We start from the raw sequence: 24,101 nt of genomic DNA, 5'->3' as shown, positions 1-24,101 counted from the left end.
GTGGAAAACCCGGACCAAATGAAATCCACGGTTAGCAGTAAACTGTTCCCGTTATTGGCAGACGCTTTCGATGGGCAGCGAGGGTTGCAAATTCTGGATCTGGGTGCTGCCCAGCCGGAAACAGTCAATTTCTTCGCCGAATACAGATGCCGTCTGTATCTGGCTGATATTAATTGTGAATATGCAGCCGCCAGAGAGCTGAACCCGTGTGTGCTGGATAATAAAGAGTCGGATCAGGAGCTGTCACTTCTGTTTCGGGAGCTGTTGAATTTTCCTGAGGGTACTCGTTTTGATATCTGTCTGTTCTGGGATTTTTTCAATTATCTGGACTTGCCTGCACTGCGTGCTTTTAGTTCAGCGTTGGTGCCGTATTTACATGGAAACACCAAAGGTCATGGTTTTTGCCTGTCGAACCGGAAAAACCCGCTCCCAAATCAGAACTATAGCGTGCTGGACAGGGGTAGTTTTGTCTGCAGGGAGAGGGCAGAAAAGCAGTTGCCGGTTTATCCTCATGGGCAAGGGGTTCTGGGGCAAAATGATTTCTGCCTGCAAGTGAGTAAAAGCCTGTTGCTTGCAGATGGCAGGATTGAGATGCTATTAACTGCGGGTGAAGCAAAAAGCACTGATCGCAAGCAGGCATCTGGATGATGCCTTTGCCGGTACTCTATTCCTTTCGGCGCTGCCCCTATGCAATCAGAGCGCGTATGGCGATTGCCTGTGCCGGGTTGCAGGTTGAGTTGAGAGAGGTTGTGTTGAAGGACAAACCTGCTGAAATGTTGTCAGTGTCCCCGAAAGGTACAGTGCCGGTGCTGGTATTGCCTGATGGATCGGTGATTGATGAGAGCTGCGATATCATGCTGTGGGCATTGCGTTACTCTGACCCGAATGGGTGGCTGAATCAGCCTGCCATAGCAACGGCAGAGCAGCTGATAAAAGAAAATGATTTTTCTTTTAAGCAAGATCTGGACCGTTACAAATACGCTGACCGTTACCCGGAATTAACAGCTGAAGAATACAGAGCCAGGGCAGAAGCATTTCCTGGAAGGCTGGAGAGGTGCCTGACGGCCAGCCGTTATTTGTGTGGAGACAGGATCAGTCTTGTCGACGTTGCCCTGTTCCCGTTTATTCGGCAGTTCGCCTTTGTCGATAAGCCGTGGTTTGACAACAGGCCGTACCCCAAGCTTCAACGGTGGCTGAATAGATTTCTTGAGAGTGATTTGTTTGCCGTTGTGATGAAAAAAAGGACACCGTGGAAGCGGGGTGGCGCCCCCACAGTGTTTCCCGAAAACTCGGGATGCTACTCCAAAGAGATAGGTTAGAAGTAAGACATTAACCAATCATGTTAGCGGCGATAATCAGGATCACCATAATGGCGATACCCATCAAAACCAGCTTGCCAACGTTGGCTAAAGTCGCATTATCTTCAGTGTTCATAAGAACTCTCCGTCACGCGTCGACTTGACCGATGACACTCGATAATCTTCGATGGCAGTTACTTTAGGGCGTTGCTCGAGGTTCTGCGTTGATATAAATCAACTTGTCAGAAATATCTGTGTGACGGATTTTAACTCAGAGCTTTCAGCGCCTGTTGCTGCCTCTCATTCAGACAGTAGCAGGAAGGTGTGAGCGTGTTAACATACGGGACAGTAAAAAAGTCGTAGCTTGACAGGTGTTAGACGGAAGGCGTTTACCAAGAAAAGTAAAAAGGAGAATGATTATGAGGGTTAAATTTTTTGGACCACATGTTGTGGTATTGTTGTGCAGTGTGTTGTTGAGCCATCTATCGTTCGCGGCCCCGAATGATTCTGCTGGCGATCCTTCCGGAGCCGAGATAGCCGTGGACCTCTTGGTTGCGCGTCCTGCTGGAGCGGTGGTAACTGTATTAGGTGCGGGTGTGTGGCTGGTAGGGTTGCCTTTTAACGCTGCGGGAGGGAATGTCAAAGGTTCCGCTGAGACGCTCATGCTGGAACCGTTGAAAACCACATTTTGGCGTTGTCTGGGCTGCAGTAATTCGGGTTATAAAAAAGACTGATAGGTAATGAGACTGGATTTTCTGACCGTCATCTGTTCGTAACGTCAGGATTCTGCCAGCTCAAGCATTTCTCTGGCATGCTCGACGGTGCGCCCTGTCACCTTGGCACCGCCCAGCATGCGGGCAATTTCGTTAACCCGCTCGGCGCGGGGCAGCATAGTCAGGCCGCTTTCCGCCCCTTCCGAATGGGTTCTTTTACTTACCAGCAGGTGTTGGTGAGCGCATGCCGCTACCTGTGGTTGGTGGGTAACACAGATCACTTGCCCCCGACTGCCCAGTTGTCGCAGCATTTTGCCCACCACGTCTGCGGTCGCTCCACCAATACCGACATCCACTTCATCGAATACGAGCGTGGGGATGGCTGAGTTTTGTGCGGCAATCACCTGTATGGCCAGACTTATTCGAGACAATTCACCGCCAGAAGCTATTTTTTGCAGCGGGCGCGGTGGGTCGCCCGGATTGGTGGCTATCAGAAACTCTACGGCTTCCAAACCCTCGCTGGCAAATTCACCTTCAGGTAACGGCGCCAGCTGGGGGGTAAATAAAGCACCTTGCATTGCCAGAGAGTCAAAATGTCCACTGACCGCGTCGGACAGCGAAAGAGCGGCTTTCGTCCGTTTTTTTGTCAACTGGCGGGCTTTGTCCAGATAGTCATCTTTGAGTTTAGCCAGCTGATTTTGTAAGGCTGCAATATCCTCTGTACCGCCATTTAGCCTGTCCAGTTCCTGCTGTAGTAAGCGGTGTTTCTCGCACAGCTCATTGGCGGGTACCCGGTGCTTCCTGGCCAGCTGAAAGATTGCGCTGAGTCTTTCCTCGACCTGCTGTAACTGCTCTGGGTTAACCTCGAAACTGTCAAGGTAATGCTGGATTTCTCTGGAGGCTTCCTCTATCTCGATTTCGGCACTGATGAGCAGTTTTTCAGCAGATGCCAGGGCATCTGCTTTTTGCGGTATTTCCTGCAGTAATTGCAGGGTGCGGTGCAGCCCTGTTTGCAGGTTAAAGTTCTCCGCCTGGGAGCATATATCGAGAACCTGGTGACTCTTTTGAATGATACTTTCCGCATTTGCCAGCAGATGCTGTTCCTGTTCAAGTTCAGCCAGTTCGTTATCGCTCAGTTCGAGTTGATCTAGCTCATTGACCTGAAAAACGAGCAATTCCTTGCGGGCGTCCAGCTCTTCTGACTGATTTTCAAGCCGGGTCAGATGGTTGGAAAGGGAGCGCCAGCTCTGGTAAAGCTGTTTTACTTCATTTGCCAGGATTGCTGTGTCGGCATAGTTATCCAGTATGGCGCGATGGGTATCCCTGCGTAGCAGTGATTGGTGTTCGTGCTGATTGTGAATATCAATCAGCATTTCTCCCAGCTCTCGCAATTGCGCCATGGTTGCAGGCTGGCCGTTGATGGAGCCGCGAGAGCGACCTTCTCTGGTGATGATGCGACGAAGCAGGCATTCGCTGCCAGTGTTTTCAAAGTCCTGATCGATAAGCCATTGGCTGGCCGGTGTTATTGAGCTGATATCAAAGAGTGCTGACACCTCAGCTCTTTCCGCGCCTCGTCGGATACGGTCGGTGTCTGCCCGATCACCCAGAGCCATGCTGAGAGCGCCAAGCACCAGTGATTTTCCTGCGCCGGTTTCGCCAGTGATTGCCGTCATACCCTGGCAAAAATCGATTTCCAGCTGTTCGACCAGTGTAAAGTTTTTAATGGTAATGGCAGTGAGCACGGCTTGTGGCGGCCTGAGTGATTTCAAGAGGCTTATGTTATACAGATTTTGTGTGCCTGAAAATGCTCCCTGTATTCGATTGATTGAAATACACGGCCCTTGAAAGGTGGCTGGGCGACCCAATATAGCGGTTGAAGACAACACAGGTGGAGGCTACAGGTGTCAGACGAAAATAAACAGAATTCGGAATTGCCGGAAGAGCAAGGTGCTGAAGAAATGCGTCAACAGTCGAAGGGTAGCGGAGACGATGCAGATATTGTTGAACTCACTGCTGAAGCGGAAGCTGATCTGGCGGTGCTGCAAGCAGAGCTGGATACTGCGCGTGAGCAGGTCCTGCGTACCCAGGCCGAGATGCAGAATCTGCATCGCCGGGTAGAGCGGGATATAGAGAATGCTCACAAATACGGGATGGAGAAACTTGTTAGTGAATTATTGCCCGTTGTGGACAACCTTGAACGGTCTATCGCTGCGATTGATGGCGATTCGGGAGATCATTCGGCCATAGCCGAGGGTGTGCAGCTGACGCTGAAGAGTTTTCAGGATGTGCTGGTGCGTTTCAAAGTGGCAGCGATTGACCCACAGGGTGAGCCCTTTGATCCGCAGTTACATCAGGCGATGAGCATTGTGCCAAACCCTGATGTAGAGCCCAATACGGTGATAGAAGTTTTCCAGAAAGGGTATACCTTGCACGGTCGCTTGGTGCGTCCTGCGATGGTAGTAGTCGCCAAGGGTTGAAATTAATAAATACGGGCCAATATAGCAACCATAGACACTTGATCTGGACATGCCAGTCAGGTTTTTACAGTTAACAGAAAGATTGAGAGACTAAATCATGGGCAAGATAATCGGGATTGACCTGGGTACTACCAACTCCTGTGTGGCGATACTTGAAGGCGGTAAGCCAAAAGTGATTGAAAATGCCGAAGGAGGCCGCACGACACCATCCATTGTTGCATTTACGGATGACAATGAAATTCTGGTAGGACAGTCTGCAAAGCGGCAGGCGGTTACCAATCCGGAGAACACGCTGTTTGCCGTCAAGCGATTGATTGGCCGCCGGTTTGATGATGATGTGGTGCAGAAAGACATCAAAATGGTGCCTTACAAAATCGTCAAGGCCGATAACGGTGATGCATGGGTTGAAGTGAAGGGCGAGCAGAAGGCCGCACCTCAGATTTCAGCTGAAGTGCTGAAAAAAATGAAAAAGACGGCTGAGGACTATCTCGGAGAGGCTGTAACGGAAGCTGTTGTCACCGTACCGGCTTACTTTAATGATTCGCAGCGCCAGGCCACCAAAGATGCCGGTAAAATTGCCGGACTGGATGTCAAACGTATTATCAACGAGCCAACGGCTGCGGCACTGGCTTATGGTATGGACAAAACACCGGGTGACCGCGTGATTGCGGTTTATGACCTGGGTGGTGGTACCTTTGATATCTCCATTATCGAAATTGCGGACGTTGATGGCGAACACCAGTTTGAAGTGTTGTCTACCAATGGTGATACCTTCCTGGGTGGTGAGGATTTTGATCTGCGTTTGATTGATTATCTTGCGAATGAATTCAAGAAAGAGAATGGTATTGATCTGCACAAAGATCCCATGGCCCTGCAACGCCTGAAAGAGGCAGCAGAAAAAGCCAAGATCGAGTTGTCTTCCAGTCAGCAGACGGAAGTCAATTTGCCTTACATTACCGCAGACGCTTCGGGCCCCAAGCACTTGGTGGTGAAGCTGACGCGTGCCAAGCTGGAGTCGCTGGTTGAAGAACTGGTTAATCGCTCCATTGAGCCGCTCAAGGTGGCTCTGAAAGATGCCGGTAAGTCAGCGTCCGATATTGACGACGTAATTTTGGTCGGTGGTCAGACCCGCATGCCTCTGGTACAGGCAAAAGTAACAGAATTCTTTGGCAAGGAGCCGCGCAAGGATGTGAACCCCGATGAGGCCGTTGCCATGGGTGCTTCCATTCAGGGTGCCGTGCTTGCTGGTGATGTTAAAGATGTGCTGCTGCTGGATGTGACGCCGCTGACATTGGGCATTGAAACCATGGGTGGTGTTGCAACACCATTAATCGAGAAGAACACCACGATTCCAACCAAGAAATCGCAGATCTTCTCAACAGCCGAAGATAATCAAACTGCAGTAACGATTCATGTGGTTCAGGGTGAACGTAAGCAGGCGACTGGCAACAAGTCATTGGGTCGTTTTGATCTTGCTGATATTCCTCCGGCGCCTCGCGGCATGCCTCAAATTGAGGTGACATTTGACATCGATGCCAATGGCATTCTGCATGTGGGTGCGAAAGACAAGGCCACGGGCAAAGAGCAGTCGATTGTGATCAAGGCTTCTTCCGGTTTGTCGGACGACGAAATTGAGAACATGGTTAAAGATGCTGAAGCCAATGCGGCGGAAGACAAGAAGTTTGAAGAGTTGGTTCAGGCTCGCAATGCAGCTGATGGGCTCGCTCACGCAGCCAGGAAAACCCTTGAAGAAGCTGGTGATAAAGCCTCTGATGAAGAGAAGTCTGCTATTGAAGCCGCTATCGCTGAGGTGGAAGCCGCGGTTAAGGGTGACGACAAGGAAGCCATGGATGCGGCTGCCCAGAAACTTTCGGAGGCTTCCGCAGGTTTGGCTCAGAAGATGTATGAAGAGCAGGCAGCACAAGCGCAGCCGGAGGCTGGCGCTGCAGAGAGTTCCAGTCCGGATGATGCTGTTGATGCCGAGTTCGAAGAAGTAAAGGAAGATGATAAAAAGTAATAAACGCTTTTTATTCAACTTACAGCTGCAATTATCGGCTTGAGGTATATCCTGCAAGCCGTGATTGCAGCGTTCAAGGGCTGGTCTTTTAATTAATTGAGTATAGTTAATTAGAAGTCTGGCCTTTGAGTTATTCAACAAGAGAAATCGTTGTCCATGTCCAAACGTGATTATTACGACATATTGGGTATTGCCAAAGGCGCTTCCGAGCAGGAACTGAAGAAGGCTTACCGCCGTATTGCCATGAAATACCACCCTGATCGGAATTCGGATGACCCCAAGTCCGATGAAAAATTCAAAGAGGCCACCGAAGCCTACGAAGTGCTTTCGGATAAAGAAAAGCGCGCAGCCTATGATCAGTACGGTCACGCTGGCGTTGACCCTCAAAGTGGGTTTGGGGGTGGCGGTGCTGGAGGTTTTGGTGATTTCGGCGATGTTTTTGGTGACGTTTTTGGCGACATCTTTGGCGGTCGCGGTGGCCGTGGTCGAGGTGGGCCAGTGCGCGGCTCGGACCTGCGTTACGATCTTGAGTTGAGTCTGGAAGACGCTGTTCGCGGAACAACGGTGAAAATAGATATTCCCACGCTGGTCAGCTGTAAAACCTGTGATGGTTCCGGTGCCAAAGAGGGAACCTCTGCCTCTACCTGTGGCACCTGTCAGGGTGCCGGTCAGGTGCGTATGTCTCAAGGTTTCTTTTCGGTGCAGCAAACCTGTCCAAAGTGTCATGGGCGAGGACGTGTTATTGATGATCCCTGTGGCAGTTGTTATGGTCAGGGGCGTGTGAAGGATAAGAAGACCCTGTCGGTAAAAGTGCCTGCCGGCGTTGATAATGGCGATCGAATTCGTCTTGGCGGTGAGGGTGAGGCCGGACCGGAGGGTGGTCCTTCAGGCGATCTTTATGTACAGGTGCGAGTGCGGGAACATTCCATTTTTGAGCGAGATGGGCGCAATTTATACTGCGAAGTACCCATCAGCATTGTTGATGCCGCGCTGGGGGGTGAGCTTGAAGTGCCGACCCTGGATGGGCGTGTGAAACTGAAAATTCCGGAAGAAACGCAAACAGGGCGATTGTTCCGGCTGCGTGGCAAAGGTGTGACTTCGGTTCGCGGTGGCGGTGCTGGTGATTTGCTGTGTCGTGTGATTGTAGAAACACCCGTTAACCTGAATTCAGAGCAAAAAGATCTGCTCCGTCAGTTACAATCCGGTCTGGGTGAAGTCAAGCACTCGCCGCGCAGTTCATCCTGGTTTGAAGGCGTGAAAAAGTTCTTTGATGGATTTACTGCGTAACCTGCAGTCTATGGCAATGGGTTGATTTCATCATCGACGAATAGCTGTTCTTCCGGGTGAGACTGCTCGGAACAGGCGACTCGAAGCATGTGTTGAGACAATACAAGGATTCAGAATGATAAAAGTGGCTATTACCGGTGCAGCTGGTCGTATGGGAAAGACCCTGATCGAAGCGGTTACCAATAATCCGGCTACACAGTTGGCGGCTGCCATTGAACGGCCGGAAAGCACCCTGATAGGTGCCGATGCCGGGGAGTTGGCAGGCGTGGGTAAAAACGGGGTTGTTGTTGTGGGTGATCTGAACCTGGTGGTCGATGATTTTGACGTGCTGATCGATTTCACTTCGCCCGCAGCTACGGTTGTTAATGCGGCTATCTGCGCGGCCAATGGCAAAAAAATGGTGGTAGGTACTACCGGGTTTACCGATGAGCAAAAAGCCCTGGTGCTGGCCGCTGCCAATACGACTGCGCTGTGTATGGCGTCGAACTTTAGTACCGGTGTGAACCTTTGTTTCAAATTGCTGGAGCTGGCTGCCCGGGTTCTGGGTGAAGATTCGGATATCGAAATTTATGAAGCCCACCACAGGCATAAAGTGGATGCGCCTTCGGGAACGGCATTGAGCATGGGTGAAGTGGTCGCAGATACGCTGGGTCGCAATTTGAAAGAAGTGGCCGTTTATGGCCGCGAAGGACAGACGGGCGCTCGGGACAGTAAAACCATTGGCTTTGCGACCGTGCGCGCTGGAGACATTGTTGGCGACCACACAGTAACTTTTGCTGCTGAAGGCGAGAGGGTGGAGATTACCCATAAGGCTTCCAGTCGCATGTCTTTTGCAAGAGGTGCCGTTCGCGCTGCTGGCTGGCTGGCAGATAGGAAAAAGGGTCTTTTCAGCATGCAGGATGTGTTGGGTCTCAATTAAGGCCTGCTGGTACGGCAGGGTTGCTCACACAAATTCTGATTTGTTTGATTTTGGTGGCAGGTGTGTGAGGGCGATGCAATGGTTTTTTATCGTCCTTTACTCATAATTGGGTGGACAGCAAAAGTGCTTTGCAATAGAATGCTTTTTTAGTTTCTGCTGGTTAGAAACACCGGTTTTCCGAGGCTAAAAAGCAAGGCAAAAGCGTTCGAAAGTATTCGATAAAAGCGAGGTGAAGCAGTTGTTTTCATCTCGCTTTTTTGCAACCTGAGCCTTTCTAAACTGGTTTTCCAGCTGTTCCGGACCAGCTTTCCGGATTTCATGCCCACTAATGAGGAGGTTGCATTGAGTACCGATACCCATCGGCCAGCTGTTCTTGCGCTTGAGGATGGCACAATTTTCAGGGGCATTGCTGTTGGTGCCAGCGGCGTTTCCAGTGGTGAAGTGGTATTCAATACAGCGTTGACCGGTTATCAGGAAATTTTGACTGATCCGTCTTACGCTCGTCAGATTGTGACCTTGACTTACCCTCATATAGGCAATGTCGGGGTGAACAGCGAAGATGAAGAGTCTGATCGTATATGGGCTGCAGGGCTGGTCATTCGGGATCTGCCAATGCTGGTCAGTAATTTTCGCAGCGAACAATCCCTGGATGAGTACCTCAAGTCCCGCGATATTCTTGGCATTGCCGAGATTGATACCCGCAAATTAACCCGGATTTTGCGTGAGAAAGGCGCCCAGAGTGGTTGCTTGATGGCGGGATCTTCGGTTGACGAACAGCTCGATGAAAGCAAAGCTGTTGAGGTGGCTAAATCATTTGGTGGACTAAAAGGAATGGATCTGGCCAAGGAGGTGACTGCGGAACAGCCATATCCCTGGGTTGAGGGCAGCTGGGAGCTTGGCAAGGGGTTTACCATGCCAGCTGAAAAGCCTTATAAAGTCGTGGCCTATGATTTTGGTGCCAAGCGCAACATTCTGAGAATGCTGGTAGATCGTGGCTGCGAGCTAATGGTCGTGCCTGCGCAGACACCAGCCAGTGACGTACTGGCCATGAACCCGGATGGTGTGTTTTTGTCGAACGGCCCCGGCGATCCAGAACCCTGCGATTATGCAATCGAAGCCATACAGCAGATCCTTGAGACGGGCATTCCGGTGTTCGGTATTTGCCTTGGCCACCAGTTGCTTGCACTGGCTTCCGGAGCCAAAACGGTGAAGATGAAGTTTGGTCACCACGGAGCCAATCACCCTGTTCAGAGCCTTGATACCGGTGTTGTCCTGATTACCAGCCAGAATCACGGTTTTGCTGTAGATGAAAAAACGCTGCCTGAAAATCTGCGGACTACCCACCGGTCATTGTTTGACGGTTCATTACAGGGTATTCATCGTACTGATAAACCTGCGTTCAGCTTTCAGGGGCATCCTGAAGCGAGCCCAGGGCCGCACGACGCAGCCCCGTTATTTGACCATTTTATTGAATTGATGGCTTCGGCCAACTGAAGGGATAAAGAACCCCACCTATGCCAAAACGTACTGATATTAAAAGTATCCTGATTCTTGGGGCAGGCCCGATTGTCATTGGCCAGGCCTGTGAGTTTGATTACTCTGGTGCCCAGGCCTGCAAAGCCTTGCGCGAAGAAGGTTACCGAGTGGTGCTGGTGAACTCCAATCCCGCCACCATTATGACGGATCCGACAATGGCCGATGCCACCTACATCGAGCCTGTGGAGTGGCGTACCGTTGCCAAAATTATTGAAAAAGAGCGTCCCGATGCACTGCTGCCTACCATGGGTGGGCAAACAGCACTGAACTGTGCGCTGGATCTGGCAAGAGAGGGTGTGCTGGACAAATTTGGCGTGGATATGATTGGTGCCGACAAAGAGGCAATCGATAAAGCCGAAGACCGTGAAAAGTTTGATAAGGCAATGAAGTCCATTGGCCTTGATACGCCGCGTGCCACTATCGTGCACAGCCTCGAAGAAGCCATGCAGGTGCCGGACAGGTTTGGTTTTCCCTGTATTATCCGTCCGTCATTCACTATGGGTGGCTCCGGTGGTGGTATTGCCTATAACCGAGAAGAATTTGAAGAAATCTGCAAGCGAGGTCTCGACCTTTCGCCAACCAACGAACTGCTGATTGATGAATCCCTGATCGGATGGAAAGAATATGAGATGGAGGTGGTGCGCGATAAAAATGATAACTGCATCATCATTTGCTCCATTGAGAACTTTGACCCGATGGGTGTTCATACCGGCGACTCGATTACTGTTGCGCCAGCGCAGACATTGACCGATAAGGAATACCAGATTATGCGCAACGCCTCACTGGCGGTGTTGCGTGAGATCGGTGTGGAAACCGGTGGTTCCAATGTGCAGTTCGGGGTCGACCCCGATACTGGTCGCATGGTGATTATTGAAATGAACCCAAGAGTCTCCCGTTCTTCAGCTCTTGCTTCAAAAGCGACCGGTTTTCCCATTGCCAAGGTTGCCGCGAAGCTGGCAGTGGGTTACACGCTGGATGAATTGCAAAACGAAATTACCGGTGGTGCTACGCCGGCTTCTTTTGAACCCAGTATTGACTATGTGGTGACCAAAATACCGCGGTTTGCCTTTGAAAAATTCAGTCAGGCTGATGCCAAGCTGACTACCCAGATGAAGTCAGTGGGTGAAGTGATGGCGATTGGTCGCACTTTCCAGGAATCCTTGCAAAAAGCGCTGCGTGGGCTGGAAGTTGGTTCGGCAGGGTTTGAGCCGATACTGGACCTGGCAGCCGAGGAAACTGCTTCAGAGCTGCGTCAGCAGCTCAGTTCACCTGGAGCGGAGCGCATTTGGTATATCGGTGATGCTCTCCGGGCCGGGATGACGATAGACGACATATTTGAGCTTACCGGTATTGATCGCTGGTATCTGGTTCAGATCGAAGATCTGATTCGTGAAGAGAGTCGCTTGCAAGAGACGACAATAGATAACATCACTGCCGACCGCTTGTTCCGCCTGAAGCGCAAGGGCTTTTCGGATAAGCGACTTGCCGCGTTGCTGGGTGTTGCAGAGCATGTCGTGCGCCAACAGCGTCAGCAACTGAATATTCGTCCGGTGTTCAAGCGCGTCGATACTTGTGCGGCGGAGTTTTCAACGGCCACCGCCTATATGTACTCCAGCTACGAGGAAGAGTGCGAAGCGCAACCTTCTGATCGAGACAAAATACTGGTGCTGGGGGGCGGGCCTAACCGTATCGGTCAGGGTATCGAATTTGACTACTGTTGCGTGCATGCAGCATTGGCGATGCGTGAAGATGGCTATGAAACCATTATGGTCAACTGTAACCCGGAAACTGTTTCTACTGATTATGACACTTCCGACAGGCTCTACTTTGAGCCAGTGACACTGGAAGATGTACTGGAAATTGTGAACGTAGAAAAACCCAAGGGCGTGATTGTGCAGTTTGGTGGTCAGACACCGCTCAAACTGGCGCGCGCCCTTGAGTCAGAAGGCGTGCCGATTATAGGTACCACGCCGGATGCTATCGATCGTGCGGAAGATCGTGAGCGTTTCCAGCAAATGATTAACAAACTGGGCCTGCTGCAGCCCCCCAATACGATTGTTCGCTCAACAGAAGAAGCGATCGAAGCGGCAGCGGGTATAGGTTATCCACTGGTCGTGCGACCCTCCTATGTACTGGGTGGACGGGCAATGGAAATTGTCTACAAGGAAAACGAGCTGTTGCGTTATATGAGCAGTGCAGTGCAGGCTTCAGAAGATTCACCGGTGTTGCTGGACTACTTTCTGTCCTCGGCCATTGAGGTGGATATCGATGCCGTCAGTGACGGTAAACAGGTGGTGATTGGCGCCATCATGCAGCACATTGAGCAGGCCGGGATCCATTCCGGAGACTCAGCATGCTCGCTGCCACCCTACAGCCTGCCGGAAGATGTGCAGCAGGAAATGCGCGATATCGTAAAAGCCATGGCTGTGGAGCTGAACGTGAAAGGTTTGATGAATGTGCAGCTGGCTTGGCAGGATGGCAAGATTTACGTGATTGAGGTGAATCCGCGCGCCTCGCGTACGGTGCCTTTTGTATCGAAATGCATTGGCACCTCGTTGGCAAAAATAGCTGCGCGCTGCATGGCGGATATTTCACTGCAAGACCAGGGATTTACCAAAGAAATTATTCCACCGTACTACAGCGTTAAGGAAGCCGTTTTCCCGTTTAACAAGTTTCCCGGGATTGACCCAATTTTAGGGCCTGAAATGAAATCCACTGGCGAAGTAATGGGTGTGGCTGACACCTTCGCCGAAGCCTATTTCAAAGCGCAGTTGGGCGCGAGTGACGAAATTCCTTCCGGCGGTACAGCCTTTATCAGTGTGCGGGAACCCGATAAAAAAGGCATCGCTGCTGTGGCAAGCACTCTGGCATCGTTGGGTTTTGATCTTGTGGCCACTCGCGGAACCGCGAAAGTTCTCAGCGAAGCGGGCCTGACCGTAGAAATCGTTAACAAGGTGAAGGAAGGTCGCCCACATATTGTTGATATGATCAAAAATGAAAAAATTGATCTGATCATTAATACGACAGAAGGCAGGCAGGCAATCGCCGATTCGGCGACGATTCGTTCCGGGGCGGAACAGTTTGGTGTGTATTACACCACGACACTGGCAGGTGGCGAAGCTGTCTGTATGGCTCTGAAAGAGGGTAGTGATACCAAAGTGCGCTCACTGCAGGAACTGCATGCAAATATTGCCTGATGGCTTCGCTGACAAGGTAATAAATACTGACAAGGTATAAACAATGAACAAAATCCCGATGACAGTAGAAGGCGAAGCAAAACTGCGCGCCGAACTCGAGCATCTGAAAAAGGTTGAACGACCGCGTATTGTGGCAGCTATTGCCGAGGCCCGTGAACATGGTGATCTGAAGGAAAACGCCGAGTATCACGCGGCCCGTGAACAGCAAAGTTTTGCCGAGGGGCGTATTCAGGAAATCGAAGGCAAGTTGAGTCATGCTCAGGTGATCGATATTGCCCAGATTCCGGCCAGCAATAAAGTCATTTTTGGCAGTACGGTCAACATTGTTAACCTGGAAACGGATGCCATGGTCACTTACCAGATTGTGGGTGACGATGAGGCCGATGTTAAGGTTGGCAAAATTTCCTACCAGTCACCTATTGCCCGAGCACTGATAGGCAAGGAAGTTGGCGATGAAGTGGTTGTAAAAACGCCTGCGGGTGATGTGGATTACGAAATCGACGGTGTCCGGCATATTTGAACGATACCTGACCCTATCAGCGATCGAAAACGGAAGGCGAGGCCTTCCGTTTTTTTTGATGCCTTTTCAGGCGCTATACTGGTAATAGAGGATTCAGGAGTTAAGTGTGTCTGGATTGCGAGAAACAAAGGCTGTGCTCTTTGACCTGGATGGTGTGTTTTATGAAGGCGCAACACTCATAGCAGGTGGTGCCCGCGTTCTGAATCAGCTGGCGGAAAAAGGTGTTCCACACTGCTTCATTACCAATACTACAACGAGATCCCGGCGAGAGCTGGCCAAAAAACTGCTGGCCTTGGGTTTGCCTGCCAATGAGAGCCAGATTATTACCGCTCCTGTTGCTACGGCCAGTTATCTGCGTAGCCAGGGATATCGGCGTTGCCGTCTGGTGGTCAATGAATCGGTAAGGGAGGATTTTACGGGTATCCCGCTCTCGTCGACAGAGCCCGATTGTCTGGTAATAGGTGATATCGGGCCGGTATGGGACTACGCTCTGTTGAATGATCTGTTTCAGCAAGTTATGGGTGGCGCAGACATTGTGGCTATGCATAAAAACCGTTTCTGGAAAACGGAGGCCGGGTTGCAACTGGATATTGGCGGGTTTGTTACTGCTCTTGAGTATGTTACTGGTGTTGCTGCCACGGTAGTGGGCAAACCGAGTACTGCTTTTTTCGAGCTGGCACTACAACTGCTGGGGCAGGCAAAAGAAGGGGCTGTTGTGGTGGGCGACGACATCGAAAACGATATTGGAGCCGCTCAACAGGCAGGTATTGCTGGTGTGCTGGTGAAAACAGGTAAATACCGGTCTGACATTGCGGCAAGGTCTGCTGTTAAACCGGCTGCAGTTATCGATTCAGTAGCCGGTCTGCCAGCGCTGTTTTGGTGACAGCCGCTAGCGCAACAGATTGGATAGTTTGGGATTGGGTTTTTTTGCGCGACGAAGTAACAGCAGCATGTGGCCTATGGTTTGTACATTCAGCGCATTGAGCTGCTCACAGATCGCATTGATAATTTGTGCCTTGGCACTGCGGTCGCCCACGGCGAGTTTCACCTTGATCAGCTCGTGGTCGTCCAGCGCTCGGTCAAGTTCGGCGATGACATTTTCGTTCAATCCGTTACCTGCAACAGTAACAATTGGTTTAAGGTTGTGACCGAGACGTCGAAGATGTTTTTTTTCATCGTTGGAAAGTGTCATACAATTGGAGCCTTGCAGTATTACATCGCATAAAATGAGGCCGCATTGTAGCGGAACAGTGATAATGGGTCGATCAAAAAGCAGTCATCGCTGGTTACAGGAGCACGAGAGGGATCACTATGTGCAAAAATCCCGGGCAGACGGCTACCGCTCCCGGGCCAGCTACAAGCTGGTGGAGCTGGACAAAAAAGATCGTCTGCTGTGGCCTGGTATGACGGTGGTTGACCTTGGCTCTGCACCCGGCGGCTGGTCTCAGGTGGTTGCGGATAAGGTTGGTGGTAGTGGTCGGGTGATTGCTTCGGATATACTGCCTATGGATGCCATCGCCGATGTAGAGTTCATTCAAGGTGACTTTACTGAAGATGCTGTGTTTGAGCAGATACTGGCCAGCATGGATGGAGAACAGGCGGACCTTGTAATTTCGGATATGGCCCCCAATATGAGTGGTATAAGGGCTGTAGATCAGCCTGCCGCCATGTACCTGGTGGAACTGGCGATGGATCTGGCAGAAAAAATCCTTACACCGGGCGGGAATTTTGTAACGAAAATTTTTCAGGGTGAGGGCTTTGACGAATTGTTGCGCGAGGCGCGCAACCGTTTTGACAGCGCAGTTATTCGCAAACCCGATGCATCTCGGGCGCGCTCCAGAGAAATTTATCTGGTCGCAAAAGGTCTTAGGGCCTGTTCACACTAATTTGAATGGGTTGTATGCCCACCTGGCTCCGGGAGTCGGTAATCTAAAGAGAGGATGTTCTTTTGAACGATATGGCGAAAAATTTGGTGCTTTGGCTGATCATTGCAGCAGTCTTGATGTCGGTGTTCCAGAATTTCAGCAAACCCACACCAAACAGCGACTTGACTTATTCCAGTTTTGTTGAGGAAGTACAGAATGGTCGGATTGAATCAGTGACCATCATGGACCTGGTTATCGAAGGTAAGCGTTCAGACGGCACCACCTTTAAAACCGTTCGGCCAAATGTGCCCGACGCCGGGCTGATGAATGACCTGCTCAACAATAATGTGCGGGTTGAAGGCAAAGAGCCCGAGCAGCCGGGCCTGTTATCCCAATTACTGGTTGCCTCGTTTCCTATTCTGCTGATTCTGGCGATTTTCATGTTCTTTATGAGGCAGATGCAGGGTGGTGCTGGTGGAGGTAAAGGCGGCCCCATGTCCTTTGGCAAGAGCAAGGCTCGTCTGTTGGGCGAAGACCAGATTAATACCACCTTTGCAGATGTGGCCGGTGTTGATGAAGCCAAGGAAGATGTGACCGAGCTTGTGGATTTTTTGCGTGACCCCGGCCGCTTTCAGCGCCTGGGCGGTCGCATTCCCAAGGGCGTGCTGATGGTGGGGCCACCAGGAACAGGTAAGACCCTGTTGGCGAAAGCCATCGCCGGTGAAGCAAAAGTGCCGTTTTTCTCTATCTCCGGCTCTGATTTTGTCGAAATGTTTGTCGGTGTGGGCGCGTCGCGTGTTCGTGATATGTTTGAACAGGCCAAAAAACAGGCGCCCTGTATTATCTTCATTGATGAGATTGATGCTGTCGGTCGGCATCGTGGCGGCGGCTACGGTGGTGGTCACGATGAGCGTGAGCAAACACTGAACCAGCTGCTGGTGGAAATGGACGGCTTTGAAGGCAATGAAGGCGTTATCGTGATTGCAGCTACCAACCGTCCGGATGTACTGGACAAGGCTCTCTTGAGGCCAGGGCGATTTGACCGTCAGGTTTTTGTCGGATTGCCCGACATTCGTGGTCGTGAGCAGATTCTCAAGGTGCATGTTCGCAAGGTGCCTCTGGATGACAAAATAGATCTGGGTATTCTGGCGCGAGGCACTCCGGGCTTTTCCGGTGCAGACCTTGCCAATCTGGTTAACGAGGCGGCGCTGTTTGCAGCGCGGGCGAATCGCCGTATCGTAACCATGGAAGAATTCGAAAAAGCTCGCGACAAGATCATGATGGGCGCGGAGCGCCGCTCAATGGTGATGTCGCAGGAAGAGAAAGCCAATACTGCCTACCATGAGGCCGGGCATGCCATTATCGGGCGACTGATGCCAGAGCACGACCCCGTTCACAAAGTCACCATTATCCCCCGTGGTCGGGCGTTGGGTGTTACCCAGTTTTTGCCGGAAGAAGATAAATACAGTATCAGCAAGCGTCAGCTGGAAGGGCAGTTATGCAGTTTGTTTGGTGGTCGGATAGCGGAAGAGCTGATACATGGCCCCGATGGTGTTACGACAGGAGCTTCCAACGATATTGAGCGGGCTACCCAGATGGCAAGGAACATGGTTGCCAAATGGGGTTTAACCGACAAAATGGGACCAGTATTGTACGGTGAAGAAGAGTCGCAAATGCCCGGTGCGGGCAACAGCCTGTATTCCGAAGATACTTCCCGCGAGATTGACCAGGAAGTTCGCCGTATCCTCGACGAGTGCTATAACCGGGCTAAAAAGATCCTTGAAGATAATCTTGATATTCTTCATGCCATGAAAGATGCGCTGATGGAATATGAAACTATTGATTCCGAGCAGGTAGATGATCTGATGGCGCGCAGGCCGGTTCGCCCCCCTCATGATTGGCACGATGGCGATGTTGGTAGCAGCTCCGGAGGTGCGTCAGGCAAAGCTTCTGGTGGTGATGCCGGTGAGCCTGTTGGTGGTCCCGCAAGCGAACACTGACTTGCTATCAGTTGATGTCTGGCAAACCAATTAACCCGGGTAACCTGTTGGGTGAAGAAACACGGCCATGCATTATGGCCGTTCTTAATGTTACACCCGATTCATTCTCTGATGGTGGCCATGTGCATCACAACGGTCGGCTTGATTTTGACCGTGTGCGGCGACGCGTTGCGCAAATGCTGGCTGAAGGCGCCGATATCATTGATGTTGGAGGAGAATCTACACGACCGGGTGCCGCACCGGTTTCCGAACAGGCAGAGTTGGACAGGGTCATCTCGGTGGTTGAGGCGATCATCTCAGAGTTTGACGCTTCGGTGTCGGTGGATACCAGTACGGCCATTGTTATTCAGGAAGCTGCACGTGCTGGTGCCGCGATGATTAATGATGTAAGAGCGTTATCCCGGCCGGGTGCTCTCGGGGCTGTGGCCGCTACCGATTTGCCGGTCTGTCTGATGCATATGGTGGGTGAACCTGGCACCATGCAAGCAAACCCGAACTATAACGATATTGTTGCCGAAGTCTTGCTGTTTCTGCAGGAACGTGTCGGTGCCTGTACACAGGCTGGTATTTCACGGGAAAGGATTGTTCTCGACCCGGGTTTTGGTTTTGGTAAGAGTCTGCAGCACAATATTGAACTGTTTAAAGGGTTGCCAGAACTGGCTGGACTGGGTTTTCCGGTTATGGTCGGGGTGTCGCGTAAAACCATGGTTGGCGCTATTCTGGACAGAGGGGTACCCGAACGAATGGTCGGCAGCGTGGCTCTGGCAATGCTGGCGGTGCAAAGTGGCGCAAAGATCATCAGGGTTCATGATGTCGCGGCCACCAGTGATGCTCTGAAAATTCTGGCGGCGGTCAGCTAAAGATTAAAATTTGGAAAAGGGAAGTACAGCAACATGAGTCGAAAATACTTTGGTACAGATGGCATTCGTGGCCGGGTTGGCGCAGCACCGATTACGGCAGATTTTGTTTTGCGATTGGGGTGGGCTGCAGGCAAAGTGTTTGGTCAGCGGGCTGTAGGCCGTAAGTTATTACTGGTTGGTAAGGACACCCGTGTTTCAGGTTATATGTTCGAATCTGCCCTGCAGGCCGGGCTGATTTCAGCCGGTGTTGATGTGGGCTTGTTAGGACCCATGCCGACACCTGCCATTGCCTACCTCACCCGCACCTTTCATGCGCAGGCGGGCATTGTCATCAGTGCCTCTCACAATCCTTATTACGATAATGGTATCAAGTTTTTTGGTGGAGATGGCCGCAAATTGCCAGATGATGTTGAGGAAGAGATTGAATATTACCTCGATATGACTCTGGATACTGCAGTATCGGATAAGCTTGGTCGTGCTCACCGTATCGACGATGCGGCGGGTCGATACATCGAGTTTTGCAAAGGTACGCTCCCGGCTGACTTTGACCTGAATGGCTTCAAAATTGTGGTCGATTGTGCCAACGGCGCCACCTATCACATTGCCCCTAATGTCTTTAAGGAAATGGGTGCACAGACAGTTAATTTGAGTGTTGATCCGGACGGCCTCAACATCAACGAAGAATGTGGCTCCACAAAGCCTGCGCTGCTGCAAACGGCAGTGGTTGAAAATAAAGCCGATATGGGTATTGCCTTCGATGGTGATGGTGACAGGGTCCTCTTTGTTGATCACACTGGCGACATTGTTGATGGTGATGAACTTTTGTTTGTCATCGCACAGCATCAGCATCAGTTCAATGGTGGTTGCAAGGGCGTTGCCGGTACTCTTATGAGTAACTTCGGCCTGGAAAAAGCACTAAAAGAGAGGGATATCCCGTTTGAGCGTACCAATGTTGGCGACCGCTATGTGATTGAAGCCATGCAGCGCAATCAATGGCAGCTCGGTGGAGAAAATTCGGGTCATATTGTATGTGGTGATGTGACAACAACAGGTGATGGCATCGTTGCTGCCTTGCAGGTTTTGCAGGCCATGAAAAGCCAGGGCAAATCGCTCCACGATTTGAAGAATGGCATGATCAAATACCCTCAGGTGATGATCAATGTGAAACTGAAAGCGCGTCTTGACCTGGATAACAACGATAAAATCCAGCAATCTATTCGCGAGGCGGAAATCGAGCTGGCCGATACCGGTCGGGTGCTGTTGCGGCCTTCCGGAACCGAGCCGGTGGTTCGCGTGATGGTTGAAGGTGAATGTCCTGAATTAGTCAACAAACTGGTTCAGCAGGTTGCCGATGTGGTGACTGACGAAGTCGGTTGATACGGCTCATAGCCAGTCAGCTGTTTGCTTGTAAGTTGATCGCAACTTCGCTAATATTGCCGCCCTTTCCGGGGTCCGGCGGTTTTGGGGCCAGCGGTTTTAAAGCGGTCAAGTCGTGATACAGTCAGGAAGATTATGCGTAAGCCCCTGGTAGCAGGTAATTGGAAAATGCACGGTAGTCGATCATCCGTTACCGAGCTACTGCAGGACCTGTCTGAAGGGAATGCTTCTGTAGAAGTGGCTGTGTTTCCACCCTACGTGTTTTTGCCTCAGGTTGCAGATTTACTGGCAAATAAGGCGATTGCCTATGGTGCCCAGAATGTTTCTGAGCACTCGTTCGGGGCTTATACCGGAGAGATAGCCGTAACAATGCTGGCTGAACTTGGTTGCCAGTATGTGATTGTCGGGCACTCGGAGCGACGCAGTATCTACCGTGAGAGTAACGAGCAGGTAGCGGCCAAGTTTGTGGCTGCGCAGGCTGGCAATGTTTGTCCGGTCCTTTGTGTTGGTGAAACACTCGAACAGCGGGAGCAAGGCAAGACCATGGCTGTTGTGGCAGGCCAATTGCAGGCTGTTATTGACGCAGCCGGGCTAGAGGCAGTATGCGATGCCGTTGTTGCCTATGAGCCGGTATGGGCGATTGGCACAGGAAAAACGGCGACTCCGCAACAGGCTCAGGATGTACACCGAACCATTCGCGAGCAGCTTGGGGCGGGTGGTGAGAAAACCAGGATTTTATACGGCGGCAGTGTTAAGGCCGCTAACGCGGCGGAATTATTTGCCCAGCTGGATATAGACGGTGCGCTGGTTGGCGGCGCGTCATTGGATGCCGTCGAATTTAGCCAAATCTGTAAACAGGCAGAAATAGACTAATGGAAAAAATTGTATTAATCGTACATGTGCTAACAGCGCTGGCAATCATCGCCACAATTCTGCTTCAGCAAGGCAAAGGTGCGGAAGCGGGCGCTTCATTTGGTTCCGGTGCCTCACAAACTGTTTTTGGCAGCGCCGGGGGCTGGAACTTCTTCAGTCGGGTAACCGCTATTATGGCAACGGTATTTTTCCTGACCAGTTTTGGTCTGGCCTATATTGCGAAGAATAACGCAAGTGTAGATCAGAGCCTGTTACCGGAGCTGGAGGCCATCCGCAGCGAAGCCGGAATTCTCGAAGATATTCCCCAGTCAGAGATAGACGTTGTGGAAGAGGTCAATGAGATACCCGCGCTTCAGAATGAAGCCGGTCAAGTGGACGTGCCTGATCAGATAGGTGAGATCCCTTCAGCCACTGATGGCGTGGATCAATGAGTAATTTAGCCCTGGTGGTGGAATTGGTAGACACGCTATCTTGAGGGGGTAGTGGCGCAAGCCGTGCCGGTTCAAGTCCGGCCCAGGGCACCATATAGTAAGGGCTTCAGTTAGCTGAAGCCCTTTTTTATTCTGAAGTAACAGGCTTCAACATTCTACCGGGCAGATCGTTTGAAAGTCTCCAGCATTGCCTGTCGTACCAGTGCTTTTGTCTGAGGGGTAAGATGGCGCAAGTCCTCTATTACCAGATTGTGGTTCACAATCAGGCGTTCCAGTGCTTTGGTATTGATTTCGAGTCGCACAAAGGTGCTTTTTTCCCGTTTGAATTCCGTTTTTGAAAGGGGGAACTGGGTGGCTGTTCTTGACATGGTGGTTTCTCCGGAGCAACAGCGTTCGTTGCATATCTCAGCTTCGTCTAGGTCAGGTTCTAGTGAACGACAGTACTTGTTTCGGAACATGGACTTTCTAACCCGGACAGCACTTCCTGTTTGAATGCAGAGAAATTTTTCAGGCATTCGTAAAGGCAGGATACAAAGTGGATAATTTGAGGCTTACTTTCCGAGGTTATTCCCAGCTCTCTTTCCAGGCGGTCAATGGAGGTGTGTAGCACTTGCTGGCATTCTTTTTCCCTGCCAAGCCTCAGTAATGTGTTGGCAGTCAATATGGCAGAAGATGTCAGTAATTGGCAGGCGTTCAGAGTGTCTACAGCCTTGGTGGAGAGTATGATCTCTGATGTTTCCAGTGCGCAGCCCAGGTGGGGCAGGGCTTCTTTCCATTGGAACTGTTCATAGAGAAGTTGTCCGGTGTCAAAGCCATTTTGCCAGCAGTGGATGGCCTGGCCTGGATTTTCGGAAAGAGCGTGGCGGTGGTTGGCGCAGAGAAATCGCGGTTTCATCATTAAAAACTCCCTTTGTCTTAAATGATAATGGTTATCATTATCGATAATAGATGAAAAGGCTTTTCCTGTGCAAGGGAATTTTTCGGTTATTTTTGTGAATATTGCCAGCGGAAAGGCATGTGGCTCAGGTTGGGGTCATTTGTTGCTCCATTAACCTGCATGTGGACATCCAGGCGTCGACGGCATTATTGGGGGATCGATGTTTGGGCAGAGCAAAATAGAACGTTCTTCGCATGTCCCTTTTGGGAATTTTAAGGGGTACAAGATCGCCGTTGTCAAAGTTCTTCTTCAGCACAATCTGCGACAGGCAACCGATACCGAGCCCGGATTCAACAGCATTTTTAATCGCTTCGTTGTGGCGTAGCTCGAGAAAGATATTGATATTGGGAATTAAATCCGCAAGCGCTTTCTCAAACTGGAAGCGCGCGCCCGAATCAGGCTCTCTGAGAATCCACTGAGCCTGATGGATATCTTTTCTGGATAGCGTCTTTTTCCCAGCCAGAGGGTGGTTGGCGGCACAGAAAACCACCAGTTCATCACCTCGCCAGGGAATGAGCTCCAACTCGCGGTGTTGCACTTCGCTTTCGATCATGCCGATGTCAACGTCATAGTTCAGCACTCTGGCAACAATTTCAGGGGTGTTGGCAGTGGCAAGCTCGACGTCCGCGTCCGGATATTCGGCGAGGTAGCCAGCCAGGTAGCGTGTTGCGAGATGGTTGCCAATAGTGAAGCTGGCGCCCACCTTGATATGGCCTGCTTCAGTATGACCCAGCAGCGCAGATTCAAATTGCTCGCAGTGAATCATCAGGTTTTCAGCATCCTTGCGGATGGTGTGTCCAATTGCGGTCAGTTCCAGCTTGTTGCGAGCGCGGCTGAACAGTTTCATGTTGTAGGTATGTTCAAGATTTTGCAGCGCTTCACTGGCTGCTGATTGGGACATATGCAGCTTTTTTGCGGCACGGGAAATATTTTGGTGCTGGGCTATGGCCAGAAAAATACGTAGCTGTCTCAAGGTGAATTTCATGGCAAAAAGTGCATTCCTGATGATTTGCTGTTGGTAGTTAGTGTATCGGTTTTTCCGATAGCTTAATACTTAATATCCTGATTTTTATATGCCTGAATAGCGGTTATAGTTGGCGCGGTTTTATACAAGTTAAATGGCAATGGTCGCAAAACAGCAGGTGGAGATGATGACTGAACAAAAAGCAACAAACGTACACTGGCACGAGGGGGAGATTTCGTCCGAAGACCGCGGCAAGCTGCTGGGGCAAAAAGGGGCCACGTTATGGTTTACCGGACTGTCGGGCAGTGGTAAGAGTACAGTCGCGGTAGCACTTGAGAGCGCCCTGTTCGCCAGGGGTAAGTTGAGCTATCGTCTTGATGGCGACAATATTCGACTCGGCATCAATAAAAACCTGGGCTTCTCTGAAGAAGATCGTGCGGAGAACATCCGTCGTATCGGTGAAATTTCCAAGCTTTTCGTCGATACGGGTGTGATTACCCTGTCCAGTTTTGTGAGCCCTTACCGCCGTGATCGCGATCTGGTGCGTGCGTTGCATGACGCCAGTGGAATGGACTTTATCGAAATTTTTGTAGATGTTCCGCTTGATGTTGCCGAGAGTCGCGACCCGAAAGGGCTGTACAAAAAAGCCCGCGCGGGCGAAATCAAGAATTTTACCGGGATTGACGATCCTTACGAAGCGCCTGAGAAGCCTGAGATCGTGCTCAACAGCCATGAGATGAGTCTTGAGGAAGAGGTTGAGGTTCTTCTGAAGGAGCTGGAATCCCGTGGAATTATCGCACCAGCGGCGTGACAGACAGCAACCCAATTAA

The 24,101-nt window shown here is 51.0% G+C and carries 23 protein-coding genes and 1 tRNA gene; 19 read left to right on the top strand and 5 right to left on the bottom strand.

Annotated elements, in window-relative coordinates; genetic code table 11:
• Positions 1-18: 18 nt before the first annotated feature.
• The 3 genes from H7A02_09250 to H7A02_09240 all read left to right on the top strand — a co-directional run bounded on the left by H7A02_09250 (position 19) and on the right by H7A02_09240 (position 2,032).
• The gene (locus H7A02_09250; GenBank protein ID MCP5172438.1) at positions 19-648 is read left to right on the top strand and encodes a hypothetical protein; all 630 of its coding nucleotides are present in this window, start codon (positions 19-21) and stop codon (positions 646-648) included.
• Positions 648-1,319: a glutathione S-transferase gene (locus H7A02_09245; protein MCP5172437.1), complete on the top strand. Its 672-nt coding sequence runs from the start codon at positions 648-650 to the stop codon at positions 1,317-1,319. Before H7A02_09250 ends, H7A02_09245 begins: the two co-directional genes overlap by 1 nt.
• 398 nt (positions 1,320-1,717) lie before the next feature.
• A complete protein-coding gene (locus H7A02_09240) occupies positions 1,718-2,032 on the top strand; it encodes a hypothetical protein (GenBank protein ID MCP5172436.1) in 315 nt (104 codons plus the stop codon).
• 44 nt (positions 2,033-2,076) lie between these two features.
• Here the strand turns inward: H7A02_09240 and recN are convergent, their stop codons facing one another.
• Entirely contained in the window at positions 2,077-3,753 is a 1,677-nt protein-coding gene (gene recN / locus H7A02_09235; GenBank protein MCP5172435.1) for a DNA repair protein RecN, read from the bottom strand.
• Between the two features lie 216 nt (positions 3,754-3,969).
• Here recN and grpE point away from each other — a divergent pair, with 216 nt between their 5' ends.
• From grpE to H7A02_09195, 8 genes are all read left to right on the top strand, one after another.
• Positions 3,970-4,488 (top strand): nucleotide exchange factor GrpE, encoded by a 519-nt coding sequence (gene grpE, locus H7A02_09230; protein MCP5172434.1) that lies wholly within the window; start codon positions 3,970-3,972, stop codon positions 4,486-4,488.
• Between the two features lie 97 nt (positions 4,489-4,585).
• Positions 4,586-6,505, top strand: coding sequence for a molecular chaperone DnaK (gene dnaK / locus H7A02_09225; protein MCP5172433.1), 1,920 nt, complete (start codon positions 4,586-4,588; stop codon positions 6,503-6,505).
• Positions 6,506-6,661: 156 nt separating this feature from the next.
• Entirely contained in the window at positions 6,662-7,792 is a 1,131-nt protein-coding gene (dnaJ, locus tag H7A02_09220; GenBank protein ID MCP5172432.1) for a molecular chaperone DnaJ, read from the top strand.
• A gap of 115 nt (positions 7,793-7,907) precedes the next feature.
• Complete coding sequence (gene dapB / locus H7A02_09215; protein ID MCP5172431.1) at positions 7,908-8,711, top strand: 4-hydroxy-tetrahydrodipicolinate reductase; 804 nt, start codon at positions 7,908-7,910, stop codon at positions 8,709-8,711.
• 318 nt (positions 8,712-9,029) lie between these two features.
• Positions 9,030-10,205, top strand: coding sequence for a glutamine-hydrolyzing carbamoyl-phosphate synthase small subunit (gene carA / locus H7A02_09210; protein ID MCP5172430.1), 1,176 nt, complete (start codon positions 9,030-9,032; stop codon positions 10,203-10,205).
• 20 nt (positions 10,206-10,225) lie between these two features.
• Complete coding sequence (carB, locus tag H7A02_09205) at positions 10,226-13,444, top strand: carbamoyl-phosphate synthase large subunit (GenBank protein ID MCP5172429.1); 3,219 nt, start codon at positions 10,226-10,228, stop codon at positions 13,442-13,444.
• A 43-nt stretch (positions 13,445-13,487) separates the two neighbouring features.
• A complete protein-coding gene (gene greA / locus H7A02_09200) occupies positions 13,488-13,964 on the top strand; it encodes a transcription elongation factor GreA (GenBank protein MCP5172428.1) in 477 nt (158 codons plus the stop codon).
• 115 nt (positions 13,965-14,079) lie between these two features.
• Positions 14,080-14,847, top strand: a complete 768-nt coding sequence (locus H7A02_09195; protein MCP5172427.1) for a TIGR01458 family HAD-type hydrolase — start codon at positions 14,080-14,082, stop codon at positions 14,845-14,847.
• Between the two features lie 6 nt (positions 14,848-14,853).
• On the opposite strand, the gene yhbY is transcribed toward H7A02_09195, so the two are convergent.
• Complete coding sequence (gene yhbY, locus H7A02_09190) at positions 14,854-15,156, bottom strand: ribosome assembly RNA-binding protein YhbY (GenBank protein MCP5172426.1); 303 nt, start codon at positions 15,154-15,156, stop codon at positions 14,854-14,856.
• Positions 15,157-15,220: 64 nt separating this feature from the next.
• On the opposite strand from yhbY, the gene rlmE reads away from it, so the two are divergent.
• From rlmE to H7A02_09155, 7 genes are all read left to right on the top strand, one after another.
• Positions 15,221-15,850 carry a 23S rRNA (uridine(2552)-2'-O)-methyltransferase RlmE gene (gene rlmE, locus H7A02_09185; protein MCP5172425.1) on the top strand — a complete coding sequence of 210 codons (630 nt, stop codon included), beginning with the start codon at positions 15,221-15,223 and terminating at the stop codon, positions 15,848-15,850.
• Positions 15,851-15,921: 71 nt separating this feature from the next.
• Positions 15,922-17,829: an ATP-dependent zinc metalloprotease FtsH gene (gene ftsH, locus H7A02_09180; GenBank protein MCP5172424.1), complete on the top strand. Its 1,908-nt coding sequence runs from the start codon at positions 15,922-15,924 to the stop codon at positions 17,827-17,829.
• Between the two features lie 74 nt (positions 17,830-17,903).
• Positions 17,904-18,689, top strand: a complete 786-nt coding sequence (folP, locus tag H7A02_09175; protein MCP5172423.1) for a dihydropteroate synthase — start codon at positions 17,904-17,906, stop codon at positions 18,687-18,689.
• A gap of 33 nt (positions 18,690-18,722) precedes the next feature.
• On the top strand, positions 18,723-20,066 hold the full coding sequence (gene glmM, locus H7A02_09170) for a phosphoglucosamine mutase (protein MCP5172422.1): 1,344 nt from the start codon (positions 18,723-18,725) through the stop codon (positions 20,064-20,066).
• Positions 20,067-20,201: 135 nt separating this feature from the next.
• Positions 20,202-20,939 carry a triose-phosphate isomerase gene (locus tag H7A02_09165; protein ID MCP5172421.1) on the top strand — a complete coding sequence of 246 codons (738 nt, stop codon included), beginning with the start codon at positions 20,202-20,204 and terminating at the stop codon, positions 20,937-20,939.
• Positions 20,939-21,370 carry a preprotein translocase subunit SecG gene (secG, locus tag H7A02_09160; GenBank protein ID MCP5172420.1) on the top strand — a complete coding sequence of 144 codons (432 nt, stop codon included), beginning with the start codon at positions 20,939-20,941 and terminating at the stop codon, positions 21,368-21,370. Before H7A02_09165 ends, secG begins: the two co-directional genes overlap by 1 nt.
• A gap of 8 nt (positions 21,371-21,378) precedes the next feature.
• Positions 21,379-21,463 (top strand) — tRNA-Leu (locus H7A02_09155).
• A 62-nt stretch (positions 21,464-21,525) separates the two neighbouring features.
• Here the strand turns inward: H7A02_09155 and H7A02_09150 are convergent.
• The 3 genes from H7A02_09150 to H7A02_09140 all read right to left on the bottom strand — a co-directional run bounded on the left by H7A02_09150 (position 21,526) and on the right by H7A02_09140 (position 23,292).
• Positions 21,526-21,738: a hypothetical protein gene (locus tag H7A02_09150; GenBank protein MCP5172419.1), complete on the bottom strand. Its 213-nt coding sequence runs from the start codon at positions 21,736-21,738 to the stop codon at positions 21,526-21,528.
• Positions 21,739-21,797: 59 nt separating this feature from the next.
• Entirely contained in the window at positions 21,798-22,268 is a 471-nt protein-coding gene (locus H7A02_09145; protein MCP5172418.1) for a hypothetical protein, read from the bottom strand.
• Between the two features lie 124 nt (positions 22,269-22,392).
• On the bottom strand, positions 22,393-23,292 hold the full coding sequence (locus H7A02_09140; GenBank protein MCP5172417.1) for a LysR family transcriptional regulator: 900 nt from the start codon (positions 23,290-23,292) through the stop codon (positions 22,393-22,395).
• Positions 23,293-23,458: 166 nt separating this feature from the next.
• On the opposite strand from H7A02_09140, the gene cysC reads away from it, so the two are divergent.
• Entirely contained in the window at positions 23,459-24,082 is a 624-nt protein-coding gene (cysC, locus tag H7A02_09135) for an adenylyl-sulfate kinase (protein ID MCP5172416.1), read from the top strand.
• Positions 24,083-24,101: the final 19 nt, after the last annotated feature.

Source organism: Pseudomonadales bacterium (assembly GCA_024234435.1).
Taxonomy (GTDB): domain Bacteria; phylum Pseudomonadota; class Gammaproteobacteria; order Pseudomonadales; family Porticoccaceae; genus JACKOF01.
This window is presented reverse-complemented; position numbering and strand designations above follow the sequence as displayed.